Origin of the sequence: Lampropedia puyangensis, assembly GCF_004833285.1 — a bacterium.
Classification (GTDB): Bacteria; Pseudomonadota; Gammaproteobacteria; order Burkholderiales; family Burkholderiaceae_C; genus Lampropedia; species Lampropedia puyangensis.
The window spans coordinates 66,853-83,396 of record NZ_STFG01000007.1; the positions used below are offsets into that span (position 1 = coordinate 66,853).

Annotated in this window: 16 protein-coding genes; 11 read left to right on the top strand and 5 right to left on the bottom strand. The window is 53.6% G+C overall.

The window, feature by feature from the left end; genetic code table 11:
- Positions 1-77: 77 nt before the first annotated feature.
- The 11 genes from E9531_RS08310 (at position 78) to E9531_RS08360 (ending at position 9,714) form a co-directional block, all read left to right on the top strand.
- Complete coding sequence (locus E9531_RS08310; protein WP_136573298.1) at positions 78-773, top strand: amino acid ABC transporter permease; 696 nt, start codon at positions 78-80, stop codon at positions 771-773.
- Positions 770-1,492: an amino acid ABC transporter permease gene (locus E9531_RS08315; RefSeq protein WP_136573299.1), complete on the top strand. Its 723-nt coding sequence runs from the start codon at positions 770-772 to the stop codon at positions 1,490-1,492. The genes E9531_RS08310 and E9531_RS08315 overlap by 4 nt, the downstream gene beginning before the upstream one ends.
- The gene (locus E9531_RS08320; protein ID WP_136573300.1) at positions 1,489-2,247 is read left to right on the top strand and encodes an amino acid ABC transporter ATP-binding protein; all 759 of its coding nucleotides are present in this window, start codon (positions 1,489-1,491) and stop codon (positions 2,245-2,247) included. The genes E9531_RS08315 and E9531_RS08320 overlap by 4 nt, the downstream gene beginning before the upstream one ends.
- Positions 2,244-3,284 (top strand): isopenicillin N synthase family dioxygenase, encoded by a 1,041-nt coding sequence (locus E9531_RS08325; protein ID WP_136573301.1) that lies wholly within the window; start codon positions 2,244-2,246, stop codon positions 3,282-3,284. The genes E9531_RS08320 and E9531_RS08325 overlap by 4 nt, the downstream gene beginning before the upstream one ends.
- A gap of 228 nt (positions 3,285-3,512) precedes the next feature.
- Positions 3,513-4,319, top strand: a complete 807-nt coding sequence (locus tag E9531_RS08330; protein WP_136573302.1) for a hypothetical protein — start codon at positions 3,513-3,515, stop codon at positions 4,317-4,319.
- 359 nt (positions 4,320-4,678) lie between these two features.
- Complete coding sequence (locus tag E9531_RS08335) at positions 4,679-5,050, top strand: hypothetical protein (protein WP_136573303.1); 372 nt, start codon at positions 4,679-4,681, stop codon at positions 5,048-5,050.
- Positions 5,051-5,140: 90 nt separating this feature from the next.
- On the top strand, positions 5,141-6,814 hold the full coding sequence (locus tag E9531_RS08340) for a CTP synthase (protein ID WP_136573304.1): 1,674 nt from the start codon (positions 5,141-5,143) through the stop codon (positions 6,812-6,814).
- On the top strand, positions 6,811-7,668 hold the full coding sequence (gene kdsA, locus E9531_RS08345) for a 3-deoxy-8-phosphooctulonate synthase (protein ID WP_136573305.1): 858 nt from the start codon (positions 6,811-6,813) through the stop codon (positions 7,666-7,668). The genes E9531_RS08340 and kdsA overlap by 4 nt, the downstream gene beginning before the upstream one ends.
- Positions 7,669-7,747: 79 nt before the next feature.
- Positions 7,748-8,038: a DUF1330 domain-containing protein gene (locus tag E9531_RS08350; protein WP_136573306.1), complete on the top strand. Its 291-nt coding sequence runs from the start codon at positions 7,748-7,750 to the stop codon at positions 8,036-8,038.
- 33 nt (positions 8,039-8,071) lie between these two features.
- On the top strand, positions 8,072-9,358 hold the full coding sequence (gene eno / locus E9531_RS08355; RefSeq protein WP_136573307.1) for a phosphopyruvate hydratase: 1,287 nt from the start codon (positions 8,072-8,074) through the stop codon (positions 9,356-9,358).
- A 71-nt stretch (positions 9,359-9,429) separates the two neighbouring features.
- Positions 9,430-9,714 carry a septum formation initiator family protein gene (locus E9531_RS08360; RefSeq protein ID WP_136573308.1) on the top strand — a complete coding sequence of 95 codons (285 nt, stop codon included), beginning with the start codon at positions 9,430-9,432 and terminating at the stop codon, positions 9,712-9,714.
- Between the two features lie 64 nt (positions 9,715-9,778).
- Here E9531_RS08360 and E9531_RS08365 read toward each other — a convergent pair whose 3' ends face one another.
- The 5 genes from E9531_RS08365 to prpC all read right to left on the bottom strand — a co-directional run bounded on the left by E9531_RS08365 (position 9,779) and on the right by prpC (position 16,477).
- Positions 9,779-10,258 (bottom strand): GntR family transcriptional regulator, encoded by a 480-nt coding sequence (locus tag E9531_RS08365; RefSeq protein WP_136573309.1) that lies wholly within the window; start codon positions 10,256-10,258, stop codon positions 9,779-9,781.
- A gap of 110 nt (positions 10,259-10,368) precedes the next feature.
- A complete protein-coding gene (locus E9531_RS08370) occupies positions 10,369-11,244 on the bottom strand; it encodes an isocitrate lyase/PEP mutase family protein (RefSeq protein WP_136573373.1) in 876 nt (291 codons plus the stop codon).
- A gap of 66 nt (positions 11,245-11,310) precedes the next feature.
- On the bottom strand, positions 11,311-12,504 hold the full coding sequence (gene prpF, locus E9531_RS08375) for a 2-methylaconitate cis-trans isomerase PrpF (RefSeq protein ID WP_136573310.1): 1,194 nt from the start codon (positions 12,502-12,504) through the stop codon (positions 11,311-11,313).
- Between the two features lie 57 nt (positions 12,505-12,561).
- Positions 12,562-15,177, bottom strand: coding sequence for a Fe/S-dependent 2-methylisocitrate dehydratase AcnD (gene acnD / locus E9531_RS08380; RefSeq protein WP_136573311.1), 2,616 nt, complete (start codon positions 15,175-15,177; stop codon positions 12,562-12,564).
- A 121-nt stretch (positions 15,178-15,298) separates the two neighbouring features.
- On the bottom strand, positions 15,299-16,477 hold the full coding sequence (prpC, locus tag E9531_RS08385) for a bifunctional 2-methylcitrate synthase/citrate synthase (RefSeq protein WP_136573312.1): 1,179 nt from the start codon (positions 16,475-16,477) through the stop codon (positions 15,299-15,301).
- Positions 16,478-16,544: the final 67 nt, after the last annotated feature.

Genomic DNA, 16,544 nt, shown 5'->3' on the forward strand with positions numbered 1-16,544 from the left:
AGGCAAGCTGCACAATAGCGGGCCTCATTCCATGCACACCATAACAAGTGGCAGCATGGCAACCTATACCTTCTCATATGCCTGATTTCGATTGGTCCCTCCTTCTCACCGGCCCCTACCATGACATGCTCATGGCGGGCATGGTGCTGTCGCTGCAATTGCTGGCCATCTCTTTTGTGGGTGCGTTGGTGCTGGGCATTGTGATCGCCTTGGCACGCTTGTCCATCTGGCCCGCCTTGCGCTGGCTGGCGGCCAGTTATATCGAAGTGTTTCGCAATATTCCACTACTGGCGCACATGCTTTTTTGGTATTTTGGCGCGCCAGAATTGCTCCCGCAAAGCTGGAAACTCAAACTCTACGCAGGCAACATCGAAGCGACCTCTGCTGTGGTGGCACTGTCTTTGTACTTTGCCGCCTATATGGCCGAAGACATTCGCAGCGGAATCCGCGCTGTCAAAACCGTACAAGCAGAAGCCAGTCGCGCCTTGGGTTTCAGCTACCTGCAGACCATGCGCCTGGTTGTGCTGCCGCAAGCGTTGCGCATCACCATTCCGCCGCTGCTCTCGCAAACGCTCAACCTATGGAAAGGCACAAGTATCGCCACTGTGATTGGAGTTGCCGAACTGATGTACCAAGCCGGGCAAATCGAAAGCGCAACCTTTCGCAGCGCAGAAGCCTTTGCTTTTGCCTCCGTGGTGTATCTATCCATCTCGCTGTTGCTAACAGGCATCGCAACCCTTTACCAACGCATCTATCCAGCGAGGGCGCTATGAGTTTTTGGGAAGTCATCGACACCTACTGGGTGTATTTTCTGATTGGTCAATATCCCAATGGCCCATTGGGCGGTTTGGCCCTCACGGTGGTGCTGGCAAGTTTGGGTTTGCTACTGGCCATTCCATTGGGTTTTGTATTGGCACTGGCGCGCCTGAGCCCATGGCGCCTGCTGCGCTGGCCCGTCACGGCATTGATTTATGTGGTGCGCGGTACACCGCTATTAATGGTGGTTTTTTGGGCGTATTTCTTTCTTCCCAGCGTCACAGGCGTCAAAACAGACCAGTTCACCACCATGCTCATTGCATTAGTTGTCTTTGATGCGGCCTACCTGGCAGAGATCATCCGTGCAGGAATTCAAGCGTTACCCAAAGGGCAGATGGAAAGCGCGCGGGCGTTGGGTTTAGGCTACTTTCAAGCCATGCTGCTGGTGGTGCTGCCGCAGGCCATTTCCCACATGCTGCCGTCGCTGGTCAATCAGTTCGTTTCCACCATCAAAGAAACATCGCTGGGTTACATCATCGGACTCTCAGAAGTGTCATTCATCACCTCGCAAATCAACACCCAAGTGATGGTCTACCCCACTGAGGTTTACCTCATTTTGGGTCTGACCTATTTCATCATGTGCTTTAGCTTGTCGCGCTTTGCGTATGGGCTTGAAAAGCGCTTGAACCAAAAGAAGAACACTGCCGCCCATCGCGCGCAGGAGGCTGCTGCATGATTGAATTTAATGCTGTAAACAAGTGGTATGGCAATTACCATGCCCTCAATGACGTTACGGAAACCATTGCCACGGGAGAGGTCGTGGTCGTGTGCGGGCCATCCGGCTCTGGCAAATCCACTTTGATTCGCACCATCAATCGTCTAGAGCCCATTCAAAGCGGCACGATTCGCATCAATGGGCAAGACATATACGACAAAAAGCTCAACCTGAATGCTTTCCGCTCAGGCATTGGCTTCGTGTTTCAACAGTTCAACCTGTTCCCTCACCTGAGCGTTATAGGCAACATCATTCTGGCCCCGAAAAGACTGGCAGGTCTGAGTGATGCACAGGCACGCGCCAAAGCGATGCAGTTGCTTGAACGCGTCGGTTTGGCCCACAAAGCCGATGCCATGCCCGATGCACTTTCAGGAGGCCAACAGCAACGTGTGGCCATTGCCCGTGCCTTGGCGATGGAGCCCCCCATCATGCTGTTTGATGAACCCACCAGCGCGCTCGATCCCGAAATGATCAATGAAGTGCTGCTGGTCATTCGTGACTTAGCTAAAGATGGTATGACCATGGTCTGCGTCACCCATGAAATGGGTTTTGCGGCAGAAGCGGCAGACCGCATTCTCTTTATGGACCAAGGCCGTATTCTCGAACGCGCAACACCACAGGCATTCTTCAATAATCCACAACATCCGCGCACCATCCAGTTTCTTGCGGACATCAACACCCCATTTCGCCATCACCAGAAAGACCTTGCACCATGACCCATGCAGCCACATCTTTGCCCATCATTGATATTAGTGCGCTGGTGGCATCTGCCACTGCAAGCCAAGCCAACATCAACCATGACGCTGTAGCCAACGTCGCAAAGCAAATCAACCAAGCATGCCGTGAGCATGGTTTTTTCTATGTCTCCAACCATGGAATTGCGCAATCACTGATTGATGCCCTGGACAGCCAGAGTCGCGCTTTTTTTGCACTTGATGAAGCCACCAAAATGCAATGGCGCATGGAGCTGGCCGGCCGAGCCTGGCGGGGTTACTTTCCACTTGGAGGAGAGCTCACATCAGGCCGCCCCGACTGGAAAGAAGGCCTCTATCTGGGCACTGAACGGGCGGCCAACGACCCACTCGTGCTCGCCCACACCCCCGTGCATGGCGCCAATCTTTTCCCCAATATCGAAGGTTTCAAAACCACCATCCTTGATTACATGGCTGCCACCACTGCACTTGGGCACGCCATCATGAGCGGCATTGCCCTCAGCCTGGATTTGCCAGCCAACTATTTCGATGCGAGATACACCCATGATCCACTGATCCTCTTTCGCATCTTCAATTACCCATCCCAGCCCGTGCCGGATGGGCTGGATGTGCAATGGGGCGTCGGTGAGCACACCGATTACGGCTTACTGACGATCTTGCTGCAAGACCACATTGGCGGTTTGCAAGTGCGCACCCCACAAGGTTGGACAGAAGCGCCCCCTATTTCAGGCACATTCATCTGCAATATCGGTGACATGCTCGACCGGATGACTGGAGGCCTCTATCGCTCCACGCCGCACCGAGTTCGCCGCAACACCTCTGGGCATGATCGGCTGTCATTTCCTACTTTTTTTGATCCCAACTACTTTGCCCGCGTGCAACGTATTGAAGGCTTGCCCGAGGTCCCCGACTCAGACGACAGCGCCACACGCTGGGACCAAGCCAATGTGCACGCCTTTAATGGCATCTACGGTGACTACTTGCTCTCAAAAGTGGCAAAAGTATTTCCACAGCTTCGCAATGACGTTTTGGACCAATAACGGCACAGGTCCATCGTACCGTTAGCGTTCTTTTAAACCTCAACGCTTGTCGTGCAAACACACACAAGCTTTTGCCCACAAGCAGCACCAATGCGCAGTCTTCTTGCGCACTGGTGCTGCTTATTGCTTAATAGATGGAAAACATGCATGCCACGCACGATCTCCGTCTTTTAAAAATCGGCAGCATCCGCGATGGCAAGAGTTATTCCAAACGAAGAGAGGCCGATCATGACGAGCAAATCCATCAGTGCGTGGCTACTTACACTGACTGCTTGTGCAGGCACAGCCTTGTTTACCTTTTTCTTTGCCTTGACATTCAGCATACCGCACTGGGTGGAGGAATATGGAGCAGCCTATATCCAACAAGAGGCCAGCAAACGTATCAATCAACGCATTGATGGTATTGCATTGCCTCAGCCCACTGACGCCAATAACCCAGTGTCACGTGCCGCTGGTGCAATCTATGCTCGCAATGCAGAAAGCATCACACAATACAAAGAGATGTTGAAAGCGCGTGTTCACGCGAAAATGGCCGAATCCATCGCCCAAGTACGCAACCTAAACTGCGAATGCCGCAAGCGCTGGGAAGAATGGCTCAAAGACGGAGCAACAACGCAAATTACCCTGCTCGAACGCGCCAACCAAACCATTTCCACGGTCATTCACTCTACATACGCACAAGTGGTGGAAGGGCTTAAAAAAGATATCCGTATTTTTACTGGCGTGAATGCATGCATGTTTACATTGGTTCTGGCATTGTCGCTTTTCAAATCACGTGCAACACTGCAACTGATGATTCCCGCTGGCCTTTTGGTCGTTGCTACCCTAGTCTGCACCTACTTCTATATTTTTGAACAAAACTGGCTGCTGACCATCATTCACAACGATTATCTGGGCTTTGCCTATTTAGGTTACTTGTCTTTAGTGTTCGCTTTTCTTTGCGATATCGCACTCAACCGCGCCCGTATCACCACAGAAATCATCAACCAAATCCTCAGCGCGATTGGCTCAGCAGCTAACGCATTGCCTTGTTAGACACCGATGAAAAGTCACCCGTGAACCACTTGATAAGCCGCGCCATCCAAACAGGAAATCATCTGACAGACAAGCGCAACAAACCGCTTAAATCGTAAACGATTGGAAAAGGATCTTTTGCCGCATCTATAGATCAGATAAAAATACTCACATTAACGTGGCAAAGCCCTATGCACATACAACAGCCTATCTTCACCGCACCTTTAGCACAAAGTCTTATCGTCTTAAGTCTGACTCTTTTAGGTCTAGTGCCTCATAGTGCAGTCCATGCACAGGGGGCAAAAAGCACCATACCGACAGCAAGAGCAAACCAAGCCATTCAACCGCATAACGGCCTCTGGCACTGGAGCATGGGAACCATGCAGTCCAGCGCCACTTGCGTGCCCGGCATGGCCGAATCTCTGGCCCAACTGCTCCCTGCTCAACGCAGTGAGGACGTGCAGTTTTCCACCCCTTTTCACCCTGCCCAATTGGTGGATAACCCAGCCATTGCATGGGAACAACGCGGCCCCAATCATTTCGTGGCAACAGCCAACGGCTTGACCTTGCAAGGATTCCCACTGCCCATGAATGCACGCTATGAGCTGCATGTGCTCAGCCCTTCGCGCATGCGCGGTGAAGCAAAGGTGGAAATGAATGTTTGGCAGCCTTGCCAAGTCAGTGCTCCCTTTGAATTTAGCCATCAAGGCAAAGGGACATCAACTACGAAAGCAGCAACTACTTCGCGGTAAGCGTTTAACTGAGCAGGGCTAAAAATCAGCGAAAACCTGATGGGCCAGCAAACGGTTTTATAATCGTCATTTCCCACATCTTCTCGAGACATGACCAAATTTGTCTTCGTCACTGGCGGTGTTGTTTCCTCTTTAGGTAAAGGCATCGCCGCCGCATCACTGGCGGCACTTCTGGAATCACGCGGGCTTAAAGTTACGCTGATTAAGTTAGATCCCTATATCAACGTCGATCCGGGCACCATGAGCCCGTTTCAGCACGGTGAAGTTTTTGTGACCGATGACGGCGCAGAAACTGACTTGGATTTAGGCCACTATGAACGCTTCATTGAAACACGCATGAAGCAAGCCAATAACTTCACCACAGGCCGTATTTACCAGTCTGTGTTGGAGAAAGAGCGCCGTGGCGATTACTTGGGCAAGACCGTGCAGGTCATTCCCCACGTTACCAATGAAATCCAAGAATACATCAAACGCGGCGCAGGCATCGGCACGGCTGACGCGGTTGATGTGGCTATTGCTGAGGTTGGTGGCACGGTCGGTGATATTGAATCGCTGCCATTCCTAGAAGCCGTGCGCCAGTTCAGCCTGCGCGCAGGCCCGAACAACACGGCCTTTGTGCACCTAACTTATGTGCCATGGATTGGTGCTGCGGGCGAGTTGAAAACCAAGCCAACACAACACACAGTGCAGAAATTGCGCGAAATCGGTATTCAACCCGATGCGCTGCTTTGCCGTGCTGACCGCGACATTCCACAGGACGAACGCGAAAAAATCTCGCTATTCACCAATGTGGCTGAATGGGGCGTGATTTCCATGCCCGATGTCGACACGATTTACAAAGTACCACGCCTGCTTCACGAACAAGGCCTGGATGGACTAATCTGCGACAAGTTGCGCTTAAACACCCCGCCGGCGAACCTCAAACGCTGGGATGATCTAGTCTACAAAACCGCCCACCCAAAGGGTGAGGTCAAGATCGCCATGGTTGGCAAGTATGTGGATTTGTCCGACAGCTACAAGTCGGTCAACGAAGCATTACGCCACGCAGGTTTGGTCAACGACGTAAAAGTGGATATCACTTACGTTGACTCCGAAACACTCACCCCACAAACAGTAGCGGGATTAGCCATTTACGATGGCATTTTGGTGCCTGGTGGTTTTGGCTCGCGTGGTGTTGAAGGCAAGATCAGTGCCGCTCAATATGCCCGCGAACACCAAACGCCCTACCTCGGCATATGCCTTGGCATGCAAGTGGCAACCATTGAGTATGCCCGCCATAAGGCAGGCCTGACCAAAGCCAACAGCACCGAGTTTGACCCCAAAACGCCAGAGCCAGTGATCGCTCTCATTGATGAATGGGAAGACGCTGATGGCAGCATTCAAAAACGCGATGCCAATTCAGACTTAGGAGGCACCATGCGTTTGGGTGCGCAGACCTCTGACGTGCAACCTGGAACTTTGGCACACCAAATATACGGCGACACCGTCACCGAACGCCACCGCCACCGTTACGAAGCCAATACCAAATACCTCGACCAGTTGCGCCAATCAGGCCTGGTGATTTCGGCCCTCACGCAACGTGAACAGCTCACCGAGATTGTTGAGTTGCCGCAAAACGTGCACCCATGGTTCATTGGGGTGCAATTCCACCCGGAATTCAAGTCCACACCATGGGCAGGTCACCCGCTGTTCAATGCTTTTATTAAAGCGGCTATCAGCAACCATGCACAGCACACCAAGGGCAACACGAAGGAAAAAGCATGAAACTCTGCGGCTTTGAGGTTGGTCTGAATCAGCCCTTTTTCCTGATTGCAGGCCCGTGCGTGGTTGAGTCTGAGCAACTGCAGATGGATGTCGCCGGTCAGCTCAAAGAAATCACCAGTGCTTTGGGCATTCCCTTCATTTTCAAAAGCAGTTACGACAAGGCCAATCGCTCCTCAGGCAGCAGTTTTCGCGGCCCCGGTATGGCCAAAGGTCTCGAGATTCTGGCCAAAGTCAAACGCGAATTGCATGTTCCCATATTGACCGATGTTCACACTGAAAGTGAAATTACTGAAGTAGCCAACGTGGTCGATGTGCTGCAAACACCTGCGTTTTTGTGCCGTCAAACTGACTTCATTCGCGCGGTCGCCCAAAGCGGCAAACCAGCGAACATCAAAAAAGGCCAGTTCCTCGCCCCACATGACATGAAAAACGTCATTGATAAAGCGCGGGCAGCTGCCAAAGAAGTGGGTTTGCCTAAAGACAATTTCATGGCCTGCGAGCGTGGCGCCAGTTTTGGTTACAACAACTTGGTCAGCGATATGCGCAGTCTGGCCATCATGCGCGAAACCAACGCACCTGTAGTTTTTGATGCAACCCATTCTGTGCAATTACCCGGAGGGCAAGGCACCAGCAGCGGTGGGCAGCGTGAATTTGTCCCTGTGCTGGCTCGTGCAGCGATGGCAGTTGGTGTGGCTGGTGTGTTCATGGAAACCCACCCGGACCCAGCCAACGCCCTCTCAGATGGGCCAAATGCAGTACCGCTTAAACACATGAAAGCGCTACTGGAAACCATGCTCTCAATTGATCAGATCACGAAGAAAAACGGCTACTTAGAAGAGCACTTCAATCTTTAATACAGCCGCTGGCGGGCCAATACACACACTGTTCATATGTCCGCCATGCAGCCCCCCCTTCTTTACAGGAGACACCACCATGCCCAGCGCCTATGTCATTGCATCCGTCGATGTGACTCATCCAGATCAATACGACGAATACCGCAAGCTCAGCACCCACGCCATGCAAGTACATGGTGCAGAGGTTTGCATTCGCGGCGGTAACGTGGAGGTGCTTGAAGGCGACTGGAACCCAGGGCGTACGGTGGTACTTAAATTCAGTAGTGCAGAGGCTGCCAAAGCCTTCTACAGCTCCCCCGAATACACCAAAGCCCGCCATGCCCGTGAAGGTGCAGCCATCATGCGCATGGTGCTGGTTGAAGGCGTTTAACATTTTCGTATTCAACTATTCAAGGAACACAGCATGAGTGCAATCGTAGATATCGTTGGACGTGAAGTCCTGGACAGCCGCGGCAATCCCACCGTCGAGTGTGACGTGTTGCTCGAATCCGGCGTAATGGGTCGTGCAGCCGTGCCATCGGGCGCATCCACAGGTGCGCGCGAAGCCATTGAGCTGCGCGATGGCGATAAGAGCCGTTATTTGGGCAAAGGCGTGCTCAAAGCAGTCAACCACATCAACACCGAAATCTCCGAGGCTGTGCTGGGCCTGGACGCGGCAGAACAAGCCTTTCTCGACCGCACGATGATCGACCTGGACGGCACGGACAACAAATCCCGCCTGGGTGCAAACTCCTTGCTGGCCGTGTCCATGGCCGTAGCCCGCGCTGCAGCAGAAGAATCTGGCCTGCCGTTGTACCGCTACTTTGGCGGTATGGGCGGCGTGACTCTGCCTGTGCCCATGATGAACGTGATCAATGGCGGCGCCCACGCGAATAACAGCCTGGACCTGCAAGAATTCATGATCATCCCAAGCGGCGCACCCTCCTTCCGCGAAGCCATGCGTTGGGGTGCAGAAGTGTTCCACGCGCTGAAGAAAATCATCCACGACAAAGGCATGAGCACGGCCGTGGGCGATGAAGGCGGCTTTGCGCCTAGCGTGACCAACCACGAAGCAGCCATTGAGCTGATTTTGCAATCCATTGAAGCGGCCGGCTACAAACCAGGTGAGCAAATCGCTTTGGGCTTGGACTGCGCTTCCAGCGAATTCTTCAAAGATGGTATCTACACTTTGGAAGGCGAAGGCGGCTTGAAGCTGTCTGCAGGGGAATGGACTGACAAGCTCGCATCCTGGTGTGACAAGTACCCCATCATCAGCATTGAAGACGGCATGTCTGAAAACGACTGGGATGGCTGGAAGCTGCTGACAGATCGTCTGGGCAAAAAAGTGCAGTTGGTCGGTGATGACTTGTTTGTAACCAATCCAAAAATCTTCCGAGAAGGCATTGACAAAGGCATTGGCAATTCCATTCTGATCAAAATCAACCAGATTGGCACGTTGTCGGAAACCTTTGAAGCCATCGAAATGGCCAAACGTGCCCGCTACACCGCAGTGATTAGCCACCGCTCTGGCGAAACAGAGGACAGCACGATTGCCGATATTGCAGTGGGCACCAATGCAGGTCAAATCAAAACCGGCTCGCTCTCGCGTTCTGACCGCATGGCTAAGTACAACCAATTGTTGCGTATTGAAGAAGACTTGGGTGACATTGCAGTCTTCCCTGGTAAAGACGCGTTCTACAATCTGCGTTAATTTCCTTTAACCGCATAGCGGGGCTGGCGTCTTTTGGCGATTAATGCCCCGCACCACTTCTCACCAACAGCATGTTGCGTATTCGCTATCTCGCTACTTTGGGTCTGCTAGGACTGCTGGCTTGGTTCCAATGGCAAATCTGGACTGGGCGCGGCAGTTATCCCAATGTGGAGTTGATGCGAGAGGAAATTCGAGTACAAAAAACCTCGAACGAATTGATGCGCCAAGACAATGAGCGCTTGGCCAACGACATTGCCGACTTGCGCGATGGCCGTGAAAAAATGGAAGAAATTGCACGCCAAGAGTTGGGCATGATCAAGCCCAATGAGGTGTTTGTGCAATACACCAAACCCTAACACCTGCATTCAACGTGGCGTTGTGACTGGCATTTTCAAGCCCAAAGTCCATCCCGCATAACGCTCAAAGTGCATCTGGCCCTATAGCTTTGGCCATTTCTTGCTCAAACGCTTTGCCGTAAGCCAATCGCAATTGGCGTTCAACGGTCATTTGTACCTTGGTCAGCAGCGGGCTTTTCTGTAATGCTGGCTGGGCAATGCGTTCATGCTTGCGGATACTGCTTTCAACGCATTGCGCTTTCGCATAGTTTTGCAACAGTTGGTACAAGCGCAGGGCATGCAAACGCTCGCTTTCTTGTAGCTGGGTAACTACCATGCCACGGCGTGCTTGTGCCGTCAGTAAACCTTCTGAATGGAGCACTTTCAATGCTTCACGAATCGGTGTTCGACTCACACCGAAATGGCGCACCAACTCCATTTCATTGATGTCATGTCCGGGCTCTAACGTGTGGTCCAAAATCTGCTCCCGCAGACGGGCAGCAATCACATCGCACAAAGAATGGGGCTGTAACAGCGGGGCGTTTTCGGTTTCAAAGGCGTGCATATAGCTCCCCCGTATTGCTGCAGGGTTGAAGTGAAACGTTGAATGGGTCTGATGCGCTGCACTCAGGCGGTCAGGGCACACGGGCTAAGCCGCGCACGCATCACGGGCGCTCAGGCCGCGCTGTTATCGCTGTATTTCTGCTCCAGCGCATCCCAATAAGGCTTGTTGACCAGCCGTTGGCGCTCAGCAAATGGAGCGACCAAACCGCTGGATTCCAGAACTTGCTTTTCATCGCGCAGCAACGTTAAGGCCTTTTGCATGCCTGTCACCGCACCTTGCAGTGCGGCATTGGCGTACAACACGATGCCAAAGCCCAACTTCCCCAGTTCAGTGGCATTGAAAATAGGGGTTTTTCCGCCAATGACCATATTCATCAATTGCGGCGTTTGCAAGCGCTGGGGCAAAGCACGCACCTCTTCTTCTTTAGTCACTGCTTCAACAAACAAAATATCTGCACCTGCTTCCGAAAAACGCTGCGCCCGCTCAATTGCGGCTTCAAAACCGAACACGGCAGCCGCATCAGTGCGTGCCATGATCAGAAAATCTGGGTCGCGGCGCGCATCGACAGCAGCCTTGATTTTGTCCACCGCTTCTTGCGTAGAAATGACATCTTTGCCGTTGAAATGGCCACAGCGTTTAGGAGCCACCTGGTCTTCAAGCTGAATGCAGTCCGCCCCTGCCCTCTCCAACGTGCGCACCGTGTGGAACACATTGAGCGCATTGCCAAAGCCTGTATCGGCATCAACCAACAAAGGCACATCGACCGCATCGCGAATGCGCGCCGTATGGTCGGCAATTTCTGCCAAACCCATGAAACCTTGATCGGGCATTCCAAACCACATATTTGTGACGCCAGCGCCTGTAATGTAGATGGCCTCAAAGCCCAAATCAGCGACCACACGGGCCGACAAGGCATTGAATGCGCCGGGCACGATCACGCCGCGCTTGGCGTTGACGAGTTTTCTGAGTTGCTGACGCGTAGACAAGGTTGACATACTGGCTTTCTGTATTGTTAGGTATTGGTTTTCGGCAATGTACTGCGGCAAGCGTACTCAAATGGGCGTCTCTTCGGCAGGCACGTGCACCCAACCGCTCATCAAAATGCGGGCACTGCGGCTCATCACCGCCTTGGTCACTTGCCATTGCCCTTCTATGCATTGTGCTTGGGCGCCCACACGCAGAGTTCCCGAAGGATGGCCAAAGCGCACGGCATCGCGTGCCCCGCCACCGGCGGCAATGTTGACCAAGGTACCGGGAATGGCAGCGGCTGTTGCAATCGCCACCGAGGCCGTTCCCATCATGGCGTGGTGCAGCTTGCCCATTGACAGGGCACGCACACGCAAATCAATTGCATCAGCTTGCACGGTTTTCCCGCTGGAGGCTGTGTATGCAGCCGCTGGTGCAACAAACGCCACTTTTGGGGTGTGCTGGCGTTTAGCGGCCTCTTCAACGGTCTTGATCAGGCCCATTTTGACAGCGCCATGCGCACGAATAGCTTCGAACCGCATCAATGCTGCCGCATCGCCATTGATGGCTTCTTGCAACTCACTGCCGGTATAGCCAAGGTCTTGCGCATTCACAAAAATAGTAGGAATGCCCGAATTGATCATGGTGGCCTTCAACACCCCCACACCGGGCACGTCCAAATCATCGACTACATGGCCAGTGGGGAACAAGGCGCCGCCGTCCTCGCTCTCTTCTGCAGGATCAACAAACTCCAGCACGATCTCTGCGGCCGGGAAGGTCACGCCATCGAGCTCAAAGTCTCCCGTCTCCTGCACTTGGTAATGGGTGATGGGGACCCGTGCAATGATGGTTTTGCCAATATTGGCCTGCCAGATGCGTACCTCGCAAACACCGTGTTCAGGTATACGTTCTGGCGCCACATACCCGGCATGAATGGCAAAGGCTCCTGCCGCAGTGGTCAAATTACCGCAGTTGCCTGACCAGTCGACAAAATCGGTGTCGATGCTGACCTGCCCATACAAGTAATCCACATCATGATCGGCATGCTGACTCGCAGAACAAATGACACATTTGCTGGTACTAGAGGTGGCCCCGCCCATGCCATCGGTTTGTTTGCCATACGCATCCGGACTGCCGATTACGCGTTGAAGCAAGCGATCGCGGGCAGCACCCGGTTGCTGCGCCGAAAATGGTAAATCTTCCAAACGAAAGAATACGCCTTTGCTGGTGCCACCTCGCATATACATGGCGGGAACTTTGATCTGTGCGGCTTTAGTCATGGTGCTGTTCACTGGTGAATAGGTTGCCAATAGCATGGATGAATAAAACTAAAGAAGTCATGCCTGAGCGAGCTTATTGGACTCCAGAAAATCCTGAGCGAAGCGCTGCAGCACGCCGCCAGCTTCGTACACGCTCACCTCCTCATCGGAGTCGAGTCGGCATGTCACCGGCACGCGCAGCACTTGACCATTGCGACGATGAACCACCAAAATCAGCTCGGTACGGGGCTCGCGCGCACCTTCCACGTCGTAGGTTTCTGTGCCATCGAGTTGCAAACTCAAGCGTGTAGTGCCGGGTTTGAACTGTAGTGGCAACACCCCCATGCCAATCAAGTTGGTACGGTGGATTCGCTCAAAACCCTCAGCCACGATGGCTTGCACACCGGCCAAGCGCACGCCTTTGGCAGCCCAATCTCGGCTAGAACCTTGACCATAATCGGCCCCAGCAATGATGATGAGCGGCTGTGCTCGATCCATGTAAGTCTCAATGGCTTCCCACATACGCATGACCTTACCTTCAGGCTCCACCCGTGCCAAGGAGCCTTTCTGGACTTGGCCATTCACCACTGCCATTTCATTGACCAACTGCGGATTCGCAAACGTGGCACGCTGCGCGGTTAAATGGTCACCCCGATGGGTGGCGTAGGAGTTGAAGTCTTCCTCAGGCAATCCCATTTTGTGCAAATACTCACCAGCGGCAGAGTCCATCAAGATCGCATTCGATGGCGAGAGATGATCAGTGGTGATGTTGTCAGGCAAAATCGCCAGTGGGCGTAGCCCCTTGAGTGCGCGCTCTCCTGCCAAAGCGCCTTCCCAATATGGCGGGCGGCGAATATACGTCGATTGAGGACGCCAGTCATACAAGGGCGAATCGGCGCGCTCAGCCTCCTTTTTCTCGAACATCGGAATGTAGATGCGGTTGAACTGCTCAGGCTGCACCGCTTGCTTAACGATCGCATCTATCTCTGAATCCGAAGGCCAGAGGTCTTGCAAACGAATGGCCTCACCACCCACCACCCCCAGTACATCCTGCTCAATATCGAAACGGATGGTGCCCGCAATGGCATACGCAACGACCAAGGGTGGGCTAGCCAGAAAGGCCTGCTTGGCATAGGGATGGATGCGCCCGTCAAAGTTGCGGTTGCCCGAGAGCACGGCTGTCGCATACAAATCGCGCTCAATGATTTCCTGCTCAATGGCCGGATCCAACGCACCACTCATACCATTACAGGTCGTGCATGCAAAGGCAACAATACCAAAACCCAGCGCTTCCAAGTCTTCAAGCAAACCCGCTTCTTTCAGGTACAACTCCACGACTTTCGAGCCTGGCGCCAGCGATGTCTTGACCCATGGTTTGCGCACCAGGCCCAAACGACGTGCGTTGCGCGCCAACAAGCCCGCTGCGATCACATTGCGTGGATTGCTGGTATTGGTGCACGATGTAATGGCCGCAATAATGACGGCCCCGTCGGGGATCAAACCAATCGCCTCTTGCACTTTGGCCTGCGCCAACATGTCATCACCGGCAATGCCTCGCTCCTTCAAGGCAGACACCGGCAAACGCCGATGCGGGTTCGATGGCCCGGCCATATTGCGCACCACGGATGTCAAATCAAACCGCAGCACGCGCTCATATTCAGCCCCTTGCAAGCTGTCAGCCCACAACCCTGCCGTTTGCGCATAGGTTTGCACCAAATGCACTTGCTCTGCACTGCGGCCTGTCAAGCGCAAATAGTCCAAGGTTTGATCGTCGATGGCAAACATGGCGGCCGTCGCGCCATATTCAGGCGCCATGTTCGAGATGGTGGCGCGGTCTCCAATGGTCAAGCCCGCTACCCCTTGGCCATAAAACTCCAAATACGCACCCACCACTTTCTCTTTGCGCAAAAATTCGGTCAGCGCCAGCACCACGTCTGTAGCGGTGATGCCAGGTTGGCGTTTGCCAGTCAGCTCCACGCCCACCATTTCGGGTGTGCGCATCCACGAGGCACGGCCCAGCATGACGTTCTCAGCCTCCAGACCACCAACTCCCACAGAAATCACACCCAGTGCATCGACATGGGGTGTATGGCTGTCTGTACCCACACAAGTGTCAGGGTATGCGACGCCATTATCGTTATGGATGACAGGCGACATTTTTTCCAGATTGATCTGGTGCATGATGCCATTGCCCGCAGGGATCACATCAATGTTGTCAAACGCCGTTTTCGTCCAGTTGATAAAGTGAAAGCGATCCTCATTGCGGCGCTCTTCAATTGCACGGTTTTTCGCAAAGGCATCGGGATCAAACCCGCCACACTCGACTGCCAGCGAATGGTCCACAATCAGTTGCACCGGCACCACCGGGTTCACGGCGGCAGGGTCGCCGCCACCGTCTGCAATGGCATCGCGCAGCCCTGCTAAATCGACCAAGGCCGTTTGCCCCAGAATGTCATGGCAAACCACGCGGGCAGGAAACCATGGGAAATCGAGTTCGCGCTTGCGGGCAATCAATTGCCCCAGGTAATCGTTGGTATGCGCCACATCGGCTTTTCGCACAATGTTCTCAGCATGTATGCGAGCGGTATAAGGCAGCTTGGCCCAGGCGCCGGGCTCAATCGCTTCTACAGCGGCGCAGGCATCGTAATAGTCAAGCGCAGTGCCGGGCAGCGGCTTGCGAAAAGGGTTGCTCATCGTTGGGAATCCATGTTGTGGTGTACAGCCTGCGGTGCCAGCAAAGCCTTTAAGGCTTCGACCAGCGCCGCACGGCAAAGCAAAGCAAAGCACAGCCGACGCGCTGTGCCCAAGCCTTGGTTCAAGTGCGATCTGCCAAGGCGACAAAACGTTGGTTTTCCGGGCCGGTGTAGTGCGCACTGGGGCGAATGATCTTGCCGTCCAGACGCTGCTCAATCACATGGGCACTCCAACCAGCCGTACGTGCAATCACAAACAATGGCGTGAACTGCGCAGTTGGCACCCCCATCATGTGGTAACTCACCGCACTGAACCAGTCTAGGTTGGGGAACATCTTCTTGACCTCCCACATCACTGATTCCAAACGCTCAGCAATATCGTAGAGCTTGGTAGAGCCTGCCTCATCCGAGAGTTGTTTGGCTACTTTTTTAATCACCACGTTGCGCGGATCGCTGATGGTATAGACCGGGTGACCAAAACCAATCACGACCTCCTTGTTCTCCACACGACGGCGAATATCTGCTTCTGCTTCTTGCGGATTGGCGTAACGGCTTTGAATATCAAATGCCACCTCATTAGCGCCCCCATGTTTGGGGCCACGCAATGCACCAATGCCTCCGGCTATGGCCGAATAGATGTCAGATCCCGTTCCAGTGATCACACGGCTGGTGAAGGTGGACGCATTGAACTCATGCTCTGCATACAAAATCAAGCTGATGTGCATCGCACGCACCCAAGACTGGGGAGGCTTTTTGCCATGCAACAAATGCAGGTAGTGCCCGCCAATGGAGTCGTCATCGGTTTCCACCTCAACACGGCGGCCGTTGTTGGCAAAGTGGTACCAATACAGCAGCGCAGAGCCCAACGAAGCCATCAGCTTGTCGGCAATATCGCGTGCGCCAGCCAGGTTATGGTCTTCCTTTTCGGGTTGAACCGTGCCGAGGATGGATACATAGGTACGCATCACATCCATCGGATGCGCCGACGCAGGAATCGCCTCCAGCACAGCACGTGTTTGCAGTGGTAAGCCACGCAAATTCTTCAGCTTGTTCTTATACGCCTTGAGCTCAGCAGGTGTGGGAAGAGCGCCATGCACCAGCAAATAAGCGATTTCCTCAAACTCACATTGCTCAGCAATGTCCAGGATGTCATAGCCACGGTAGTGCAAATCGTTGCCCGACTTGCCCACTGTACACAACCCTGTATTGCCCGCAGCAACGCCGGATAGCGCCACGGATTTTTTGGGTTTGAATGCACTGGCTTGGTCTGTAGGTGCAGCGCTTGTCGCAATCGATGTCATGGGGTCTCCTCAATGGGTCAAGTGGGGCTAAGGCATACGCCTTCACAAATACAAACAGGTCGCATAC

Excerpts from the sequence above, each read along its gene's own strand:
- E9531_RS08310 (WP_136573298.1), top strand. The coding sequence starts at position 78 with ATGCCTGATTTCGATTGGTCCCTCCTTCTCACCGGCCCCTACCATGAC.
- E9531_RS08315 (WP_136573299.1), top strand. The coding sequence starts at position 770 with ATGAGTTTTTGGGAAGTCATCGACACCTACTGGGTGTATTTTCTGATT.
- E9531_RS08320 (WP_136573300.1), top strand. The coding sequence starts at position 1,489 with ATGATTGAATTTAATGCTGTAAACAAGTGGTATGGCAATTACCATGCC.
- E9531_RS08325 (WP_136573301.1), top strand. The coding sequence starts at position 2,244 with ATGACCCATGCAGCCACATCTTTGCCCATCATTGATATTAGTGCGCTG.
- E9531_RS08330 (WP_136573302.1), top strand. The coding sequence starts at position 3,513 with ATGACGAGCAAATCCATCAGTGCGTGGCTACTTACACTGACTGCTTGT.
- E9531_RS08335 (WP_136573303.1), top strand. The coding sequence starts at position 4,679 with ATGCAGTCCAGCGCCACTTGCGTGCCCGGCATGGCCGAATCTCTGGCC.
- E9531_RS08340 (WP_136573304.1), top strand. The coding sequence starts at position 5,141 with ATGACCAAATTTGTCTTCGTCACTGGCGGTGTTGTTTCCTCTTTAGGT.
- kdsA (WP_136573305.1), top strand. The coding sequence starts at position 6,811 with ATGAAACTCTGCGGCTTTGAGGTTGGTCTGAATCAGCCCTTTTTCCTG.
- E9531_RS08350 (WP_136573306.1), top strand. The coding sequence starts at position 7,748 with ATGCCCAGCGCCTATGTCATTGCATCCGTCGATGTGACTCATCCAGAT.
- eno (WP_136573307.1), top strand. The coding sequence starts at position 8,072 with ATGAGTGCAATCGTAGATATCGTTGGACGTGAAGTCCTGGACAGCCGC.
- E9531_RS08360 (WP_136573308.1), top strand. The coding sequence starts at position 9,430 with ATGTTGCGTATTCGCTATCTCGCTACTTTGGGTCTGCTAGGACTGCTG.
- E9531_RS08365 (WP_136573309.1), bottom strand. The coding sequence starts at position 10,258 with ATGCACGCCTTTGAAACCGAAAACGCCCCGCTGTTACAGCCCCATTCT.
- prpF (WP_136573310.1), bottom strand. The coding sequence starts at position 12,504 with ATGACTAAAGCCGCACAGATCAAAGTTCCCGCCATGTATATGCGAGGT.
- acnD (WP_136573311.1), bottom strand. The coding sequence starts at position 15,177 with ATGAGCAACCCTTTTCGCAAGCCGCTGCCCGGCACTGCGCTTGACTAT.
- prpC (WP_136573312.1), bottom strand. The coding sequence starts at position 16,477 with ATGACATCGATTGCGACAAGCGCTGCACCTACAGACCAAGCCAGTGCA.